This window comes from Collinsella aerofaciens, assembly GCF_901212495.1.
GTDB lineage: Bacteria > Actinomycetota > Coriobacteriia > Coriobacteriales > Coriobacteriaceae > Collinsella > Collinsella aerofaciens_H.
Window position 1 is genome coordinate 1 of the sequence record NZ_CAAKNY010000079.1, and the last position, 18,089, is coordinate 18,089.

Genomic DNA, 18,089 nt, shown 5'->3' on the forward strand with positions numbered 1-18,089 from the left:
GGGGCCGCGCCCCCGGTCCCCGGGGCGCGGCCCTCTTGCTTAAACTGCTCAATTTTTCGTACTCACGGTGCTCATTTGCCAGTGATCACTCGGACCACTTCTTAGTGAACATCAACACGCGGCGGCGCTGCTGGACGCCCACGGCGTGGGGGACGTGCCGCTCGGCGATCTCGACCTGACGCCGGGGCTCATCGAGAGGGCGCGCGCAGAGAGGGGCGATGCCCCGCTGGCCTAGCCTAGGAGAAAAACGGAATAGACGGACCGACCGTCCGGCTGAGTCTGGGAAGAGGTGCCGGGCGGCGGGCGGAGCATGGCCGCCGGACCCATCGGAACACATCCCCACCATTCCTTCAACTGAGAAAATGCCACCCCCGGGTCCCGGATGGGGCCTCGGGGGCGTTCGGCTAGCCGCGGGAGCGGGCCATCAGCTCAATGCGTTCGGCTGAGATCGGAAATCAACCGTGTGGAATAGCGTGCCAAAACGTAGTGCCAAAACCACACAACAAAACATTACATAACAAAACGTAAACTATAGTTTATGTTCCCAGTTAAAGAAATTCAGTCGAAACTCATAGCGCTAATTTTCAATCTATGAAGAACCTGTGATTCCAGCCAGAAGCTCACTATTCATTTTTGATCGGAGATTATCAGATTTTTGACAAAGATATTCACCTAGGACCCGGTCTTATACGGGTTTTTATTGACCATGATTTTCGGTCACAAAACACACATAAATGCAATTCCGATTTAATTGTTGCACGTTTGTTGCATGAAAACGCAAAATCGGGAGCCATACGGCCCCCGACCTGCAAAAACTCATGGAGCCAGTGACAGGAATCGAACCTGCAACCCACTGATTACAAATCAGTTGCGCTACCGTTGCGCCACACTGGCACACTTGGCGCTTTCGCGCGAAGCCAGTTAAGAATAAAGGAATTACGGACGGGGCGCAATAGACCCTTCGACCGACCACATCTCAAAACTATTCGCCAGAACGAATAGTTTTAATTACAATAGGCTATATAAAACTATTCGTTCTGGCGAAGGGTTTCTCGATGTTGACTACAAAGGAAGCAGCCGAACTGCTCGGCATCACCCCGCGCAGGGTGCAGGAACTCATTAGGAACGGCGCACTGACTGCCCGCAAGGCTTCTGGCGTGTGGCTTATCGACAAAGACAGCGTAGACACGCGACTCCGCTCCGCAACCAAAAGAGGGGGACGTCCCCGCCGCGGCCACGGTAAGAGCGAGATCGCATTCACCCTCATGAATCGCACGCACGAGGTCGCTCAGCTGATCTACAGCACATCGCGAAATGACTTTATCCACATCGGTGCCGACATCGATTACGCCCACGCCCCTATTGGAGTATTTGGCCCTAATAGCCCCATATCGCTCGACTCCTTCCGCATCTGGTGGCGCGGCCGCGGTATCCCGCTCGCACGCATCGGGCTAGCCTCCCTGCTTGCAGAAGCCGCAGTCGATGTTCCCGATGAACTCGTACAGCGAAATCTTGGCCTCTCCTTATCCGACCAGTATTGGATTAGGCCCCAAGACTCCGGTCTCGCGTGGGAAGATATCAATTTCTTCAATAATGCTTTTGACGACGTCTCTCTCAGCATCGCGCCCTTCGCCCCAGAGGGCAAGGCGGCTGCCGCAAAGCCCGACAACACCTCGGACGGCAATCTTCAAAAGTACTGGACGTGCGAGGGTGACCGTCGAATCCTCCACAAGGCAGGTGCGCATCTAAACCAGGAACCCTATAACGAGATGGTAGCGACTGCACTTCACCGTCGCATCCTAAACGCTTGCGATTATGTACCCTATTCGCTCGAAGGCGCGGGTACTTCCGCCTTGAGCACATGCAATGTCTTCTTAACTGACGAAGAAGAATATGTCCCTGCGTTCTATGTAAACCAGCATGCAAATGCAGACGTGCGACTAACCGATTACGAACGGTATGTGGCAAACTGCGAGGATCTTGGAGCGGCAGAGATAAAAGACGCCCTTGACCGCATGATTGTATGCGATGACATCATTGCCAACTATGATCGCCATTGGCGCAACTTTGGCCTCGTGCGAAACGTCAACTCACTGGTCTGTAGACCAGCCCCCATCTTCGATTCGGGCTCATCACTCTGGTGCAACATATCACTAGAGGAGCTTAGGGCGGGAGAGCACAGTTTTATCAGTGCACAATTTCATTCAAGCCCCGCCAAACAAATGTTGCTCGTCGAAGACATGGGCTGGTTTGACGGCGACAAACTCGAAGGCTTCGTTGACGAGGCACTCGAGATTCTGTCCAGAAACGACGCGCTCACGGCAAGGCTGCCATATCTAAAAGAGGCGCTTACATGGCGCCTCCGTAGAATGATCGACATCGCTGAATGGAGTTAGCGAGACAGCGTCGCGCCGTCAGCTCCCCTACCTCCCGCGGAGGGCCTTGAGCTTGGCCAGGGCATCGGGGCTCAGGCGGCTGCCCAGGGTCATCTTGATCTGCGGGGCTTCCTCGGCCTCGTGAACGTCGTTATCGATCTGTTTGATCTCGTCCACCAGCATACGGCTCGAGATGCGCGTGACGCCCTTGCCCATGACGACGGCCTGGATCGTGCCATCGCTCGACACCACGGAGCACGCGCGGCCTTCCTCGCGCGCCTCGATGCAGAGCTTCTGCACCACGGTATCGGCGGAGACGCCCGTCGGCGAAAACTCGATGCGCACGCCACGGGCCGGCAGGTTGGGGCGCTCGCTGGAGATATTGCCCGCACCGTCGAACACGATTACGGCCTCGTAGCGGCCCTGGGCAAACGCGGCAACATCGTTGATGAGCGCGGTGCGCGCCATATCGTGGATGTCGCTGGAATACGGATCGTCGGAATGGTCGTAGACGAGCTTTTCGTAGCGTGGCGTGCAGTGGATCACGTTGTAGCCGTCGACCACCAGCAGTTCGGGCTTATTGGAGTGCACCGTCGAGACTGGATCGGCGATGGCCTGCGCAAACGCATTGCCGCCCACGCCATAGGTCGCGGCCGAAACAATCGGCTTGGCCGAGCCCTCGCCAAAGCGCTTGGCCTTGGACTTGGCGCGGTTCTTCTTGGACATGCGCTACTCCTCCCCCATGAGCTCGCCGGCATTGCGGCGCAGCCACTCAAAGCACAGCGCCGTAGTCGCCTGGGCAACATTGAGGCTCTCGGTCATGCCGCGTTGGGGAAGCTTGGTCAAAAAATCGCATTTCTCGAGCACCAGGCGCGAGATGCCGTCGCCCTCGGAGCCCATGACGAGCGCCACGCGACCCTCGAAGGGAGCATCCCAGCAACTGCCTTCGGCGTGCTCGGAGGCACCGCCCACCCAAAAGCCGGCGGCCTTGAGGTCGTCGAGCGCACGGGCGATATTGGGAACCTGTGCGATAGGCAGATGCATGACGGCACCGGCTGAGGTCTTGTAGCTGCCCACGGTCACGCCGGCGGCACGCTTATTGGCAATGACGACGCCGGCCGCGCCCACGACCTCGGCAGAGCGCACGATCGCACCAAAGTTGCCATCGTCGGTCACATGGTCGAGCACGACGACGAGCGCCGGACCGTCGCCCGCACGGTCGAGGATATCGGCAACATCGGCATAGGGGAAGTTGCCAACCTCGAGCGCAATGCCCTGGTGAGCGCCATGGCTCGACAGCGCATCGAGCTGCGCGCGCGGCACATACTTCATGCGGACACCCGCGGCGTTGAGGTCGTCGACCAGGCGCGACAAGGCGGCATCGCGCTCCCCGCCCTCGGCGATGAGCGCACACTTGATGGGAAAACCGGTACGCAGCGCCTCGGCGGCAGCACGGCGACCTTCGATAAACTCGCCCTTGGGGACCTGAACGTTGTCGCGGTTGCGATCTCGCTGGGGACGCGCCGCTTGGGCGCGGCCGCGTTGCTGGTCGCGACCATCACACTGCGGACGGCCGGTGCGCTGGTCGCGGCGACCGCCAGCCTTACCGGGGTTGTAAGGACGAGACCCCCCTCGTTTGCGGTTGTCAGCCATATGGAAAACCTCGAGATATTTAAACGAAAAACGGACGGGACGCCCTGGGACAGGTCCGAAAATAACACCTTCGGCATTATTTTCGGACCGGTCCCGAAGCGTCCCTACTCAAACGTGCGGCCTCTAGAGAGTCTTAATACGGGTGCCCGCGGCAGTATCCTCGATGGTGAGGCCCAGGTCCTTGAGCTGGTCGCGGATGGCGTCGGCCAGATCCCAGTTCTTGGCGGCACGGGCCTCGGCGCGAGCCTCGAGAATCTTGGCAGCGGCCTCGTCCACGTCGGCGCCCGTGTAGGCGACCAGGCCGGCGGCAACGCCCAGCAGGCCCAACGGCAGCTCGACCTTGGGCTCGGGAAGCTCAACGCCAAACGTATCAAGCAGCTCGGCCAGCGTGTCGGCGGCGGCAAGCGCGGCGGCCTTGTCGGCAGCGTCGCCCGCCTGCTCCAGGTACTGGTTGCACTCGGTCACAAAGCCAAAGACGGCACCCATGGCACCAGCGGTGTTAAAGTCGTCATCCATGCACTCCTTAAAGGCGGCACGAGTCTCGGCGGCCTTGGCGGCAAACGCTTCGGATGCTGCCTCATCGGCATCGGCCGTCGCATGGTTCGCGGCCCAGCGCAGGTTCTCGACCGTACCAGCGATACGCGTGAGCGAGTTCTCGGCACCCTCCAGGCGCTCCCAAGAAAAATCGAGCGGCGAGCGATAGCTCGTCTGCAGCATCAGCAGGCGCAGGGCGGCAGCGGAGTGCTGCTCGAGGACCTCGGCCAGCGTAAAGAAGTTGCCGAGCGACTTGGACATCTTCTCGCCGTCTACCAGCAGCATGCCCGTGTGCATCCAGGTGTTGGAGAAGCCCTGGTGCCAGGCGCAGGTGGCCTGGGCGCACTCGTTCTCGTGATGCGGGAAGGCAAGGTCGGAGCCGCCGCCGTGGATGTCGATCGGGGTGCCCAGGTAGCGATGTACCATGGCGGCGCACTCGGTGTGCCAACCGGGACGGCCCTCGCCCCAGGGGCTCGGCCAGCTGGGCTCGCCGGGCTTGGCGGCCTTCCACAGGGCAAAGTCGAGCGGGTCGTTCTTGTCCTCGTTTTCCTCGATGCGCGCGCCAACCATAAGGTCGTCGATGTTGCGGCCCGAGACCTGACCATAGTTGGGATCGCTGCGCACGGCAAAGTACACGTCGCCGTTATCGGCTGCGTAAGCGTGGCCCTGCTCGATAAGCGCCTTGATCATGGCGATCATGGGGCCGATCTCCTTGGTGGCGCGGGGACGCACATCGGGATCGAGCACGTTGGCAGCGCGCATGACGCCGATGAACTTGTCCGAGAACTCCGTCGCGACCTCGGCAGCAGTGCGGCCCTGCTCGTTGGCGCGCTTGATGATCTTGTCATCGACATCGGTAAGGTTCTGGGCGAACGTGACCTCGTAGCCGCTCGCGATGAGCCAGCGGCGAATCACATCGAAGCTGATGAACGTGCGGGCGTTGCCGATGTGAATGTTGTCGTAGACCGTGGGGCCGCACACGTACATGCGGACCTTGCCGGACTCGATAGGCTGGAACTCTTCCTTTTTATGGGTAGCGCTGTTGTAGATACGCATTCGTCACTCCTTAACGGTTTTCTGTAGCAGGCAGACGGCCCAAGCGCCGATTCCCTCGCCCTGGCCTTCCCAACCGAGCTTTTCGGTCGTGGTGGCGGCGACGCCCACGTTTTCGACGTCAACGCCCAGGGCATGGGCCAAGTTGGCGCGCATGGCATCGCGGTGCGGGGTGATCTTAGGCTGCTGGCAGGCAATGGTGCAGTCGGCATCGACAAACTCAAAGCCCAGCTCGCGCGCATAGTCCATCACGCGAGCGAGCAGCACCATCGAATCGGCGCCCTCGTAGGCGGGATCGGTGTCGGGGAAGAGCTTGCCGATGTCTCCCCCGCGGCAGGCGCCTAGAATGGCGTCGGCCAAGGCGTGCGCGAGCACATCGGCATCCGAGTGGCCCAGCAGGCCGCGCTCGTAGGGAATGTCGACCCCGCCGATGATGCATCGACGCCCCTCCACCAAACGGTGGACGTCGTAGCCGTGGCCAATGCGCAGGTTACTGAACATGGGGAAGGTCCTCTCCCTCGGCCATGCGGCCAAGCAGAATCGCGGTTACAGGACGCAGGTCCTCGGGCACCGTCACCTTAAGGTTATCGCGCGGGCTCTGGACACAGCAGACGCGCCCGCCCATGCGCTCGACCAGCGATGAATCGTCGGTACCGATAAAGCCCTCGGCGATAGCAGCGGCGTGAGCGCGCTTCATAGCGTCGACGCTAAAGATCTGCGGCGTCTGCGCGGCCCAATAGAGCTCGCGCGGCGGCGTCTCGACGATGTTATCGCCGTCGACGATCTTGAGCGTGTCGATCGCGGGCTGACCGCACACGACACCGTCGAGCGAGCGGTCGCCCACAAGCACGTCGATCGCATGATCGATGGCCTCGGTCGTGATGAGCGGACGAGCGCCATCGTGAATGGCGACGTATTCAAAGCCCGCCGGCACCGCGTGCACGCCGGCACGGGTGGAATCCTGACGGGTATCGCCGGCATCGGCAAAACTGATGGGCGTGTCATAGTCAAACGGGTCGATGGCCAGGCGGCGCATTTCGGCACGGCGCTCGGCAGGACACACCACCACAATGTGGCCGACCTTGTCGCTACGATCGAACGCGCGGATGGACCAGCTCATGAGCGAACGACCCGCCACGTTAACGAGCTGCTTGCCGCCGGGATTTCCAAAGCGCTGGCCGCTGCCGCCGGCAACGACCACGGCGCATACGGGCGCCATTATGCGTTCCCCTGTTTGGTGCCCTTCATGCGGTACAGCGAGTCCGCAAGAATGGCAGGGTTGTTGACGCCAAAGTCGCCCAGGCGCTCCGGGTCCTCGCTGATGTCGTCCATGAGCTCCTGCAACGAGCCGTACTCATCGACGATTTTCTCGGCCACGCCGTCGCGCACGACGGACACGCGCGAAAGCGTACGCAGGCCCAGCGGCGTCATGACGGAGTCCTCGTCCAGGTCGTCGTAACCCAGAACCGCCGCTACATGCTGTGGGTCGGACAGGTCCTTAGGCGTCATGCGAGCGAGCTCTGCGCGAATCTTCTCGGCGTTTGCCTCGGAGGAATCGCTCGCGTAGTCACGGATCATCAGGTCGTATTCGGTATCCATGCTGGAACCGGCAAGCTGCTCGAGCTGCATCTGCACGAGCTTGCCCTGGTTGCCCAGCTTGACGATGCAATCCTTAAGCTCGGTCTTTGCCTGCTGCATGATCTCGAAGCTCGAGAAAATACCGGTAATGTCGGCGAGCGTAACGTAGTCGTCGAGCTCGAGGGCCGTCAGACGCAGCAGGGAGCGATCGAGCGACTGACGGGTAGTCTGGAGCGTGGCGACGAGCTGGTTGACCGAGCTCATGATGGTGGTGACGGGCTGGATCTCGTAGCTCTTGCCGTGAACGTACACGTTAACGACGGCACGACGGGCCGAGACCGAGATCACGATGGCATCGGTGAGCACCGACATGCGAGCGGCGGTGCGGTGACGCATGCCCGTCTCGCTCGTGGCGAGCGAGGGATCGGGATTGAGGTGGAAGTTGGCGCGCAGGATCTGGGTGAGGTCGCCGTCGATGACGATGGCACCGTCCATCTTGGAGAGCTCGAACAGACGGTTCGAGGTAAACGAAATGTTGAGCGGAAAGCCGTCGTTACCGGCAGCGAGCACGTTTTCGGTGTCGCCAACGCAGATAAGGGCGCCCAGGTGACCGGCGATGATCATGTCGAGGGCGGTGCGGACCGGCTGACCAGGTGCCGTCAGGCGGATGGCCTGTTCCATACGCTTTTGCAGCTCGTTCTTATCCAAGGCATCGCTCCCATCGCATACGCTCCATAAACGCTAAATAGTTTCTCACGGTTTGCCCCCGCAGCAGCCACGAAATCCGATGCTTACAGAATGAGCGAACACAGCCGAGAGCCCCAGCCCAAATGAGCTGCTTATGTGCTAGCATCGGGATTCGCATAAATGAGGGAGCAGTCGCGTGATCGGGTTCGCCTCCGATGGCGCGGCAAGTCAACATACTGGCCGATGCGGCCTGGCTTGCCTTAATGAACGAGACTCGTGGCTGTGCGCGCAACGCGTACGCCACGGGTCTTTTTTGTTACTCCCCCAAGAGGTACACGCGGGCCCGCCCGCAGAGAGGGAGCCAGACTATGGGACTCGCAGAGCTCGTGTTGCTCGCCGCTGGCCTTTCGATGGACGCCTTTGCCGTTTCCATCTGCAAGGGTCTTGGCATGAAAAAGATCAACCTTCAGGTCGCCGTGGTACTCGGCCTGTTCTTTGGCGGCTTTCAGGCCGGCATGCCCGTAATCGGATGGGCGCTCGGCAGTCAATTCATAGGCATCATCGGACCCATCGACCATTGGATTGCCTTTATCCTGCTCGCCTTCATCGGCGGCAAAATGCTGTGGGAAGCCTTTACCGAAGACAAGGATGAGGATGAAGGCGACGGCAAGGATGCCGAAGAGATTGACCTGGGCGAGTACCTGATCCTCGCCATCGCCACCTCAATCGACGCCCTAGCCGTGGGCATCTCGTTTGCGGCGCTCTCGGTCGATATCGTTCCCGCTGTATCGCTTATCGGCGTCACAACGTTTATCTTCTCCGTCGCCGGCGTAGCGATCGGCCACACCTTTGGCGCGCGCTACGAAAAACCCGCCACCGTCGTGGGTGGCGTCGCGCTCATCCTCATCGGGCTTAAAATCTTGCTTGAGCATCTGGGGATTTTGGCGCTGTAACGCCAGACACAATCGCTCAAAACTCAACGCCAGTACAAGGCCTCATGCAAAGTTTTGCATAATGTCTTTTCGTGCAGACTTTTGCATGTCATACTGATATGCAAAAGTCTGCATGTTAGGAGATCGCTGTGGATACCCTTCCCATCACCACACCGCGCCAAGCTGGCATCTATGTGCGCCAGGCACGCGAGGCTCAGGGAATCACCCGTGCGGCCCTCGCTAAAAAAGCCGGTGTTTCGGAGCGCCTGCTCGCATCGCTCGAGCTAGGAGACGCCACGGGTATTCGGCTCGACAAGCTATTGGCGATCTTCAATGCTCTCGGACTGGCGCTCGCCGCTCAAGGGGATATCGCCAAAACGAATAACGAGCAATCAGCCAACGTCCCGCATGCTGATCTGCAACCTCGCAGTACCCCCAGACGCCATCACGCCCAACGCCCCTCTCATCGCAACCGTCGTAGTACCGCCATTCCGGCTCTTGCAGATGCCCCCTTTACATCCGCACTCTACGACGAGGTCTTCGCCGATTTCGCCATGTCCAATCTCGGAATCTCGATTGCCGCAAACGCATCTAACCAAACCGGGCCCGAAGGGAAATAGCCAATGGCCAGAACATCACTTCGGACCATTATTTGCGGCGTACCTGCGGGAACGCTCACGCAAGATGAGAACGGTCTTATCAGCTTTACCTACGATCATGACTATGACGGGCCAGCCCTATCGACCAACATACCCGTATCGAATCGCACATACGGACAACAGGTCATGAATCCGTACCTGTTTGGCCTTCTACCCGACAGCGAGGACCAACGAAAAGCGATTGCCGCCGAATTCGACATTAGGCCCAACAATCCCGTTGCGCTGCTCAGCCATATCGGACTCGACTGTCCGGGCGGCGTGCAATTTTGTGCCGAAGAAGATATCGACGCCGTCTTGCATCGCACTGGCGAATACCGCCCTATAGACGACCACGAAATAGCTCTCCGTCTCAAGTCGATCAGAGATGACCGCGATGCATCGTGGATGGGTCTAAATGAAAGTTGGTCACTTGGAGGCAACCAGGGCAAGTTCGCGCTCGCGTTCATAAACGGCCGCTGGTGCGAATGCATGGGCTCCTCGCCCACGACACATATTTTCAAAAATGGCGTTATCGGATTTAAACTCGAGGCTCTCAATGAGTTTGTCTGCATGAAAAGCGCCCAGCGCGCCGGTATCGCAACGGCAAACGTCGAATATCGTATGTTTGAGGACGAACCTGCCCTCATTGTTGAGCGCTATGACCGCGTGAAAGTCGAAGACGGAACGATCAGGCGCCTACATCAAGAAGACCTCTGTCAGGCACTTGGGGTGATGCCCGCCCAAAAGTACACGGCAGACGGCGGCCCAACCACACGCGACATTCAAGAGCTCCTCGTACATACGAGCCACCATCAACTTAACCTGTATCTGTTTACGCAGATACTGTTCTTCAACGCCATTATCGGCGCACCTGATGCGCATGCGAAAAACTATTCCCTGCTCCTTGGAAACGATGGCACAGCCATGATGACTCGAATGTACGATGTCGCGTCGGGGTTGGCGTATGAGCGTATGCGCCGCCGGGCGCGCCTTGCCATGAGCGTTGGCGGCGAAAATCGTGTGGGGCGCATCGGTCCAGGCGCTATCCGCCGATACCACGGTATGAGCGACCCCGCGCTGGAGGCGGCACTCACCGATGCCGGGCTATCCGAGAAGTTTTGCTTTGCGACCATGATGGACCTCGCCTACGAGGTGCCCATTTGTATGGAAGAGATTATGGACGAATACGCCGACTTGCCCGGCATGGCAGACCTGCGCGAGCATATGCTCGGCCCCGTCCGCGAAAACTGCCAGCGCACCCTCGACCTCATCAGGGCGGATATGGGCTAGGCGCCAATCAATTCACATTTCTTAAAAGAAGAGAGGGGGCACCCGTCGCAAAAGCTCGGATGCCCCCTCTCGTAATGTCATTTACAAGCCGCCAGCACGTGGCTCGGACTGCTGCTCGTGCAACCTTTACGCAGCGAGGCGCTTGAGGACGTCGATGAGCAGCTCGTAGAAGCGCTCGGCAGAAGCGAGCTCCATGCTCTCGTCCGGGGTGTGGACATCGGAGAGCGTCGGACCCACGGCGATGGCGTCCAGGCCGTGCAGGGCCTCGGCGAACAGGCCGCACTCAAGGCCGGCGTGGATGGACTCGATGCGCAGCTCGGAGCCGAAGAGCTCACGATAGCTCTCGACAAAGATGTCGCGGACCGGCGAATGCTCGGCATAGCTCCAGCCGGGATACTCGAACTCAAACTTGGCGTCGAAGCCCAGAACATCGGCCAGCGTCTGCAGGCGGTCCTTGAACTCATTCTGCAGCGAGGTGATCGAGGAGCGCGGGGACAGCATGATCTTGACCTGGTCGTCAGAAGTCGCAACCACACCGATGTTGGAGGAAACCTCGACGGAGCCGTCGGTGGCGACGTTGCGGCGAATCACGCCGTTAGGGGCAAGACGCAGGGCGCGGATGAGGGCAAGCGCGGACTTCTGGTCCATGGCCTCGACCTCGGCGTCGTCGGCAATCTCGACGGTGCAGGCAAAGCCGGGGTCGAAGACCTCGAGTTCGGCAGTGACGTCGGCGATGATGCCCTTTGCGATCTGGGCCGCTGCCTCGGCGGCAGCGTGGTCGGCATAGATCAGAACGGCCTTGCACTCACGGTTGATGGCGTTGTCCTTGGTGCCGCCGTTAAAGCTGACGATGGCGGGCTCGCCGGCAACCATCAGGCGGTCGATGATACGGGCCATGATGAGGTTGCCGTTGCCGCGCTCCAGGTTGATGTCGGAGCCGGAGTGACCGCCCAGCAGGCCGGAGATGTCGAGCGTGAGGGTGCTACCGGTCTTGTGCTCGCGCACGATGGGGCAGGTGTAGGTAACAACGACGCCGCCGGCGCAGCTGACGGTGGCAACGCCCTCTTCCTCGGAGTCAAGGTTAATCATGGTGCGGGCGCTAATCTGGGACTTGTCGAGCGTCTCGGCGCCGACCAGGCCAGTCTCCTCGTCGGTGGTGAATACGCACTCGAGAGCGGGGTGAACGATCGAATCGTCATCGAGAACAGTGAGCATCAGAGCGACGGCAATGCCGTTGTCGGCGCCCAGGGTGGTGCCGTTAGCGGTGAGGACGCCGTCCTTGACGACCAGGTCGATACCATCGGTCGTAAAGTCGTGCTCGACGGAGCCCAGCTTGTCGCACACCATGTCGATGTGGCCCTGCAGCATGACGGTCGGGGCATTCTCGGCGCCGGCAGAAGCGGGCTTGCGAATGATGACGTTGTAGACCTCGTCCTGATACACGTCAAGGCCGCGCTCCTTGGCAAACGCGACCAGGAAATCGCTGATGCCCTTCTCGTTGCCAGACCCACGGGGGATCGCGCTGATCTCCTCAAAGAAATGGAACAGCTGGGCGGGCTCGTAGCCGGTAATCTTGTAGTCCATGGTGCCTCCTTGGCGCAACTGGTTAGACAATAAGACATGCGCCTTGTATATTCCCAGACTTCGTTTGCATAAATCAGTCGAAAACGCCGAGCGCTCTCGCATCATCGGCTAACGGTGGGAAAACACCACTTTATTAAGATAAAGCAGGTTAGACGGGCCGCGCCGAAGGGACGTTTGACCCTTCAACCAACCTCAACGCTTGATCAACGTTTATGCATACGCCATTGGTATGTTTAATGAGATTTACTTTTAACGAAGGGGCCTTTTCAACAGAAAAAGGGCGCTCCTTTGGAACGCCCTCGTGGACACAAGGTTTTGTTACGCCCTATAGCGCGCCGGAACCGGCTTGCATCATGCCGCCGGGGCCCGAGGTCACACCACTGCTCACAGGCGCGGCGTTTCCGGTGTGCGGTGCCGCCGGGGCGATATCACCACCGAGTGTGCCCGCCGGACGCGGTGCCGGGATCTCGCCCGTGCCGTGGCTAAAGACAAACTTGCCATCGGCCACGTCGCACAGGACGGTATCGCCACAGCCCCACTCGCCGGCCAAAAGCTCCTCAGACAGCGGGTCCTCGATGAGCTTTTGGATGGCGCGGCGCAGCGGACGCGCACCGTTGGTGAGGTCGGTGCCCTCCGCCACGATCTTGTCATAGGCCGCATCGGTAAGCTTGATGTTCATGCCGTTGGCAATCAAACGCTGACGCAGGTCGTCCACCAGCAGGTGCGCGATCTTGGTGAGATTCTCACCCGAGAGCTTCTGGAACACCACGATGTCGTCGATGCGGTTGAGCAGCTCGGGGCGGAACAGGCGCTTGAGCTCACCCATCGCGCGACTGCGGATCTCACTCGAGGTGAGGCCCTGCTCGCCGGTGGTGCCAAAGCCAACGCTTGCATCCTGCGCAATCTCGCGGGCGCCCACGTTGGATGTCATGATGATCACGGTGTTGCGGAAGTCGACCGTCTTGCCCTGGCTATCGGTCAGACGACCCTCCTCCAGCACCTGCAGCAGGATGTTGAAGATGTCGGGGTGCGCCTTCTCGATCTCGTCGAACAGCACAACCGAGTACGGGTGGCGACGAACGGCCTTGGTGAGCTGGCCGCCCTCGTCGTGACCGACGTAACCCGGAGGGCTACCGATGAGCTTGGAGACCTCGAACTCGCTACCGAACTCGGACATGTCGAAGCTGATGAGCGCATCCTTGCTGCCAAAGAGGTACTCGGCGAGCGTCTTGGCGAGCTCGGTCTTGCCCGTGCCGGTGGGGCCCAGGAAGATAAAGCTGCCGCCTGGGCGACGCGGATCCTTGAGCGGCGAGCGGCTGCGGCGCACGGCCTTGGCAACTGCCTCGACAGCCTCATCCTGACCGATGATGCGCATCTTGAGCACGCTTTCGGTTTGCAGCAGGCGACGGCTCTCGCTCTCGGTAAGCGAGGACACCGGCACGCCCGAAGTCACGGACACGATGTCGGCGATCTGGCTCACGTCGATGGTGAGCGGGCTGGCGTCGAGCTCGGCCGTCCAGGCGGCCTTGGCCTCGGCGAGCTCGATCTCGGCAGCCTTCTGCTGCTCGGTGATCTCGGCGGCCTTGTTCATGTCGTCGCTCTCGGTGGCCTCCTGCGCGGCGGCCTTGAGCTCCTCAATGCGATGCTCGGCCTCGCGCACCGGCTCGGGCGCGCGATTCGCGGCGATGCGAGCGCGGGCACCGGCCTCGTCGATGAGGTCGATAGCCTTATCGGGCAGGAAGCGATCCTGGATGTAGCGGTTGGAAAGGTTCGCGGCGGCCTCGATAGCACCCTGCGTATAGCGCACATGATGGTGCTCCTCGTAGCGCGGCTTGAGCGCGGTCAGGATCTTGACCGTGTCCTCGACGCTCGGCTCCTCGACATCGATGGTCTGGAAGCGACGCTCGAAGGCCGGGTCCTTGGTGAGGTACTTGCGGAATTCCTCGGCCGTGGTGGCGCCGATAATCTGGAAGGCACCGCGCGCGAGCACCGGCTTGAGCATGGAGCTCGCATCGATGGAACCCTCGGAAGAACCGGCACCGATGATGGTGTGCATCTCGTCGATAAACAGGATGACGTCGTCGGCTTCGGTTGCCTCCTGGATCACGTTCTTGAGGCGCTCCTCAAACTCGCCGCGATATTTGGCACCTGCCACGAGGCCCGGCAGGTCGAGCGTCCAGATATTCTGGTTCATGAGGTTCTCGGGCACGTTGCCGACTGCAATCTGCTGAGCCAGGCCCTCGACGATGGCCGTCTTGCCCACGCCGGGGTCGCCCAGAATGAGCGGGTTGTTCTTGGTGCGGCGCGAAAGAATTTCCATCATACGCTGGACTTCCTTTTCGCGACCAATTACAGGGTCGAGCTCGCCATCGCGCGCCTTCTGCGTGAGGTTGATTGCGAACTGCTTAAGCGTATCGGTGCCACTCCCCTTTTGCTGCGAGACATCCGAGCCGCTAAAGAACGGCAGGCCCGCGCCGGGACGACCGGCACCGGCGCTGGCGAGCGGACGCTTCTTGTCCTGGTCCTTGGCGGTGAGTTTCTCGATAGCCTTTTTGATGGAGGCAGACGACACACCCAGGCGCATGAGGATATCCATGGCCATGCCGTTGCCCTCTTCGACGATGCCGATCAGCAGGTGCTCGGTCGACACATAGGTCTGGTTGTTCTCGCGTGCCACGCGGAAAGAGCGCTCCATCACGCTGATGACGAGCGGCGTAAAGGCGAGCTTAGCGGCCTCGGTCTCCTCACTGGGCTCGGGAACCGTGGTCTGGACCTCTTTGAGCGTGTCCATGATGTCATCGTAGGAGATGTCGAGCGAACGCAGTGCCTCGGCGGCAATGCCCTCGTCCTCCTTAGCAAGCGCGAGCAGCAGGTGCTCGGTGCCCACCTTATTTGAATGAAGATCGAGCGCCTCTTGCTTGGCCATGGACATGACCTTACGCGCACGATCGGTAAAACGGTCTAACATGCTAGTTCCTCTTAGACGAGCTAGTTTTTTCAAACGCAAAGCGCCGTCCCGCGGCAGCGCTTTGGTCTCTTTACCCATATGGAGTATATGTTAACCGTTGGGACCTTTCCCGCCCGTAGCCGTGCGACAACGTCTACAAAAAAGGAATCGCCGGGTGCGGCGGGCGCTCTAGGTTAGAGGCTGTTGCCTAGCAGGCAGGCTCGACACCCATGTTCTCGGCAACGTCATTGACGGCATCGGCAACGGGAGCGCCCGGCATGCGCACGAGCTCCATATGCTGCTCTTCAAAGACGGTTCCCATGGGGAAGGCGCGGCGGAAGACAAAGCGAGCAACCGGACCAGCCGCGAGCAGGTTCCAGGGCAGGGCCATGATAAAGTTGCGCGGGATGTTGATGAGCCACATCATCGGCAGCATCTGCAGGTTTGCGAGCGGGCTGCCGGGCATGTGGAACAGGCCCTCGCACGCACCGTAGAGCGACATGATGATGACCATGGGAACGACCATGCAGGAGCTGACGGCGAGCGTCATGGCAAGAGGAGAGCTCTTGCCCGGCGTGACCAGGAATTTAAAGGCGAAACCCTTGGCCAGCGGGCTGGCGATAAACCAGTCGCAGCACATGGCAAAGACGTAGGCAACGGGGAAGCCGAGCCATGCAGCGGCAATGACCTCGCCGTTGATGGCCCCATGCTGCAGGGCAACGTTGTAGATGCTCATCCAGAGCACCATGCAAAAGCACATGATAAAGGTGAACAGCAGGCTCTCTCGTTTGTTGATAGGCATAAAGGGCATGGTCCTTTCTGTGTTGCGCCGCGACGCACAACAAAAACGGGCGGGCGAGATGGAGCTGTTGGGACTTCATCTCGCCCGCCCGTGATACGTGCGTCTGCGACTACTTATGTGGTGGAACCAGCCTAGCACGAAAACCCCGCGTTTCGTAAGCGTTGAGTTTATGAAGATGCAGGACACCAATAATCCCCCGACCCCATAAGTTGCGGTGGAATACGGACTGTTTTGGCCCTTGAAGCAGCAATTCAGTCCCTATTTCACCGCAACTCATTTGGTGCACAGTAGCCTGTCCCCCTTGCACCAATTAGCTGGTGTGGCGCCAGCGAGGGTCGGTGAGGGTTCTCGCCACACCAAGGCCAACGGGCAGAAACGCCACGATGAGCACTGCACGCACAAACCAGCCGAGCATATTGACCGTGTCGAAGGTGCACATGTAATACATCGAGCGATACAGATATAAGCCCGGCACCATAATGACAATCGATGGCACCGTGAGGGCGATACGTGGGTAGGTGAGCTTGATTTCGGCTAAGCTCGCGAGCAGCCCCGATACCAGCGCACCGATAAACGCTGCTGCCTCGGGAGGCATACCTGCGCTCAGGCCCAGGAAGGGAAACAGCGTCGGTGCATCGACGAGCGTAAGGCGCAGGGTATTGGACACGGCGCCGATGAGCCCTGCCGCCGCTGCCATCTTTACCGGGCTGTTGAACATCACCGAGAATCCGAATACGCCGACGAAGCTCATCACCACGCGCAGGAGCGTAAGGGCAAGCGGCGAAAGGCCGAGCGGCGCAAAGTCGTCCGGCGCCAGCCCCACACACTCGGCAACCATCCAACCTACGAGCGTCGCCATCACAATAATCGATACGGCATATGACAGACGTTCGATACCGCTTCGCATATCAAGCTTAGCTATGTCGAGGCCTGCCGTAATGAGAGGAAAGCCGGGGATCACAAAGAGCATGGCGCCGATATAGCCTTCTTGGTGCGACATTGCCCCCGGTATGACCTGGCCAAGGCCGAGCAATGCCAGCAGATACGAGACGCAAGCGAGCGCAACGCCGATCGTCAGCGCACTAAACTGGCCAAGGCCCTGCTTGAGAATATGGGAACGAGCAAAGTTGCCGACACCAGCGCCCGCGAATGCACAGGCCATCTCGATAGGGCCGCCGCCGAGCAAAAAGACGAAGGCGGCGCAAGCACAGGCCGCCGCAAGGCCCTGTTGCCAGGGAGCGTAATCGGGCTTTGAGCTCTCAACGGTCTTAAGCATCTCGTGGTACTCGTGCACGGTAAACCGGCGCCCGTAAATCTCGATTTCCTTTAAGAAGCTCTCCATCATCCAAATGCGATGAGTATTGACTCCCGTTGTGGGTAGGCTGACGACCTCGTTAAAGCAGTGGCCATCTTCGATGCAGGTGCATTCAAACGATAGGAGACTCAGGTCGACGTGAATCGTGACGCCGAGTACGGCAGCAACACGATTCATGGTATCGCGCACGCGCCAGGCACCCGTTCCGCTCGCGAGCATAAGCATGCCGGTGCGGCAGATGATGGATGATTTATCGGTGAGCGGCGCATCGACGGCAAGCTCATCGCCCGCGGTCACGATTTGGCGCCAGTCAGTTTTCATATGGAGGGCGCCGGCACGGACGCCGTGGTGCATGGGGGCTCTCGAAAGCAGCAAGTCAAGGCGCGAAGGCTGTGGAGGTTCCGTCGATTCGACCTCGTCCTCGTCGGGCTCTTCATCAACAAGGTCGAAAGCATCGAGTGCCGCCGGCTCGCGACGATCGATCAATTCCTCGTCCTCATCATCAAAGTAATTGAACTGATCGAGCATGTCCTCTTCGATTGCGCGCTCGCTCGCGTCGTTCATATTGACGCTCCCTTCCTGCCGACTAACCCCCATCCAAGGCAGCAGCGGCTAAAGGAAACATAAAAGAGACAGCTGTCATGCGAGCCATGTGCTCAATAACCGTTGGGTAGTCATTGGGGACGTTCTTAAACGACCAG

At 59.9% G+C, this 18,089-nt stretch carries 14 protein-coding genes and 1 tRNA gene; 4 read left to right on the forward strand and 11 right to left on the reverse strand.

The annotated features are described in order from the left end of the window. Positions 1-819 precede the first annotated feature (819 nt). A tRNA-Thr gene (locus SFLMC1_RS09510) sits at positions 820-894 on the reverse strand. 161 nt (positions 895-1,055) lie between these two features. Here SFLMC1_RS09510 and SFLMC1_RS09515 point away from each other — a divergent pair. Beyond that, entirely contained in the window at positions 1,056-2,396 is a 1,341-nt protein-coding gene (locus tag SFLMC1_RS09515) for a DNA-binding protein (protein WP_152073407.1), read from the forward strand. Positions 2,397-2,423: 27 nt separating this feature from the next. On the opposite strand, the gene SFLMC1_RS09520 is transcribed toward SFLMC1_RS09515, so the two are convergent. The 6 genes from SFLMC1_RS09520 to disA form a co-directional block, all read right to left on the reverse strand. Further along, on the reverse strand, positions 2,424-3,101 hold the full coding sequence (locus SFLMC1_RS09520; protein ID WP_152073406.1) for an NYN domain-containing protein: 678 nt from the start codon (positions 3,099-3,101) through the stop codon (positions 2,424-2,426). A 3-nt stretch (positions 3,102-3,104) separates the two neighbouring features. Then, positions 3,105-4,028 carry a 23S rRNA (guanosine(2251)-2'-O)-methyltransferase RlmB gene (gene rlmB, locus SFLMC1_RS09525; protein ID WP_152073405.1) on the reverse strand — a complete coding sequence of 308 codons (924 nt, stop codon included), beginning with the start codon at positions 4,026-4,028 and terminating at the stop codon, positions 3,105-3,107. A gap of 123 nt (positions 4,029-4,151) precedes the next feature. Then, entirely contained in the window at positions 4,152-5,618 is a 1,467-nt protein-coding gene (cysS, locus tag SFLMC1_RS09530) for a cysteine--tRNA ligase (protein WP_152073404.1), read from the reverse strand. A gap of 3 nt (positions 5,619-5,621) precedes the next feature. Next, positions 5,622-6,116 (reverse strand): 2-C-methyl-D-erythritol 2,4-cyclodiphosphate synthase, encoded by a 495-nt coding sequence (gene ispF, locus SFLMC1_RS09535; protein ID WP_006234975.1) that lies wholly within the window; start codon positions 6,114-6,116, stop codon positions 5,622-5,624. Beyond that, positions 6,106-6,834 carry a 2-C-methyl-D-erythritol 4-phosphate cytidylyltransferase gene (gene ispD, locus SFLMC1_RS09540; protein WP_152073403.1) on the reverse strand — a complete coding sequence of 243 codons (729 nt, stop codon included), beginning with the start codon at positions 6,832-6,834 and terminating at the stop codon, positions 6,106-6,108. Before ispD ends, ispF begins: the two co-directional genes overlap by 11 nt. After that, entirely contained in the window at positions 6,834-7,874 is a 1,041-nt protein-coding gene (disA, locus tag SFLMC1_RS09545) for a DNA integrity scanning diadenylate cyclase DisA (RefSeq protein WP_373422684.1), read from the reverse strand. The genes ispD and disA overlap by 1 nt, the downstream gene beginning before the upstream one ends. Before the next feature lie 374 nt (positions 7,875-8,248). On the opposite strand from disA, the gene SFLMC1_RS09550 reads away from it, so the two are divergent. From SFLMC1_RS09550 to SFLMC1_RS09560, 3 genes are all read left to right on the forward strand, one after another. Then, entirely contained in the window at positions 8,249-8,833 is a 585-nt protein-coding gene (locus SFLMC1_RS09550; RefSeq protein WP_152073401.1) for a manganese efflux pump MntP family protein, read from the forward strand. Between the two features lie 128 nt (positions 8,834-8,961). Then, a complete protein-coding gene (locus tag SFLMC1_RS09555) occupies positions 8,962-9,432 on the forward strand; it encodes a multiprotein-bridging factor 1 family protein (protein ID WP_222838067.1) in 471 nt (156 codons plus the stop codon). A 3-nt stretch (positions 9,433-9,435) separates the two neighbouring features. After that, on the forward strand, positions 9,436-10,740 hold the full coding sequence (locus SFLMC1_RS09560; protein ID WP_152073400.1) for a type II toxin-antitoxin system HipA family toxin: 1,305 nt from the start codon (positions 9,436-9,438) through the stop codon (positions 10,738-10,740). 126 nt (positions 10,741-10,866) lie between these two features. Here the strand turns inward: SFLMC1_RS09560 and SFLMC1_RS09565 are convergent, their stop codons facing one another. The 4 genes from SFLMC1_RS09565 to SFLMC1_RS09580 all read right to left on the reverse strand — a co-directional run bounded on the left by SFLMC1_RS09565 (position 10,867) and on the right by SFLMC1_RS09580 (position 17,952). Then, positions 10,867-12,324, reverse strand: a complete 1,458-nt coding sequence (locus SFLMC1_RS09565; RefSeq protein ID WP_152073399.1) for an aminoacyl-histidine dipeptidase — start codon at positions 12,322-12,324, stop codon at positions 10,867-10,869. 325 nt (positions 12,325-12,649) lie between these two features. Beyond that, the gene (locus SFLMC1_RS09570) at positions 12,650-15,292 is read right to left on the reverse strand and encodes an ATP-dependent Clp protease ATP-binding subunit (protein WP_152073398.1); all 2,643 of its coding nucleotides are present in this window, start codon (positions 15,290-15,292) and stop codon (positions 12,650-12,652) included. Between the two features lie 187 nt (positions 15,293-15,479). After that, on the reverse strand, positions 15,480-16,073 hold the full coding sequence (locus SFLMC1_RS09575; protein WP_152073397.1) for a DUF2798 domain-containing protein: 594 nt from the start codon (positions 16,071-16,073) through the stop codon (positions 15,480-15,482). Positions 16,074-16,383: 310 nt separating this feature from the next. Then, a complete protein-coding gene (locus SFLMC1_RS09580; protein ID WP_226814202.1) occupies positions 16,384-17,952 on the reverse strand; it encodes a threonine/serine exporter ThrE family protein in 1,569 nt (522 codons plus the stop codon). Positions 17,953-18,089: the final 137 nt, after the last annotated feature.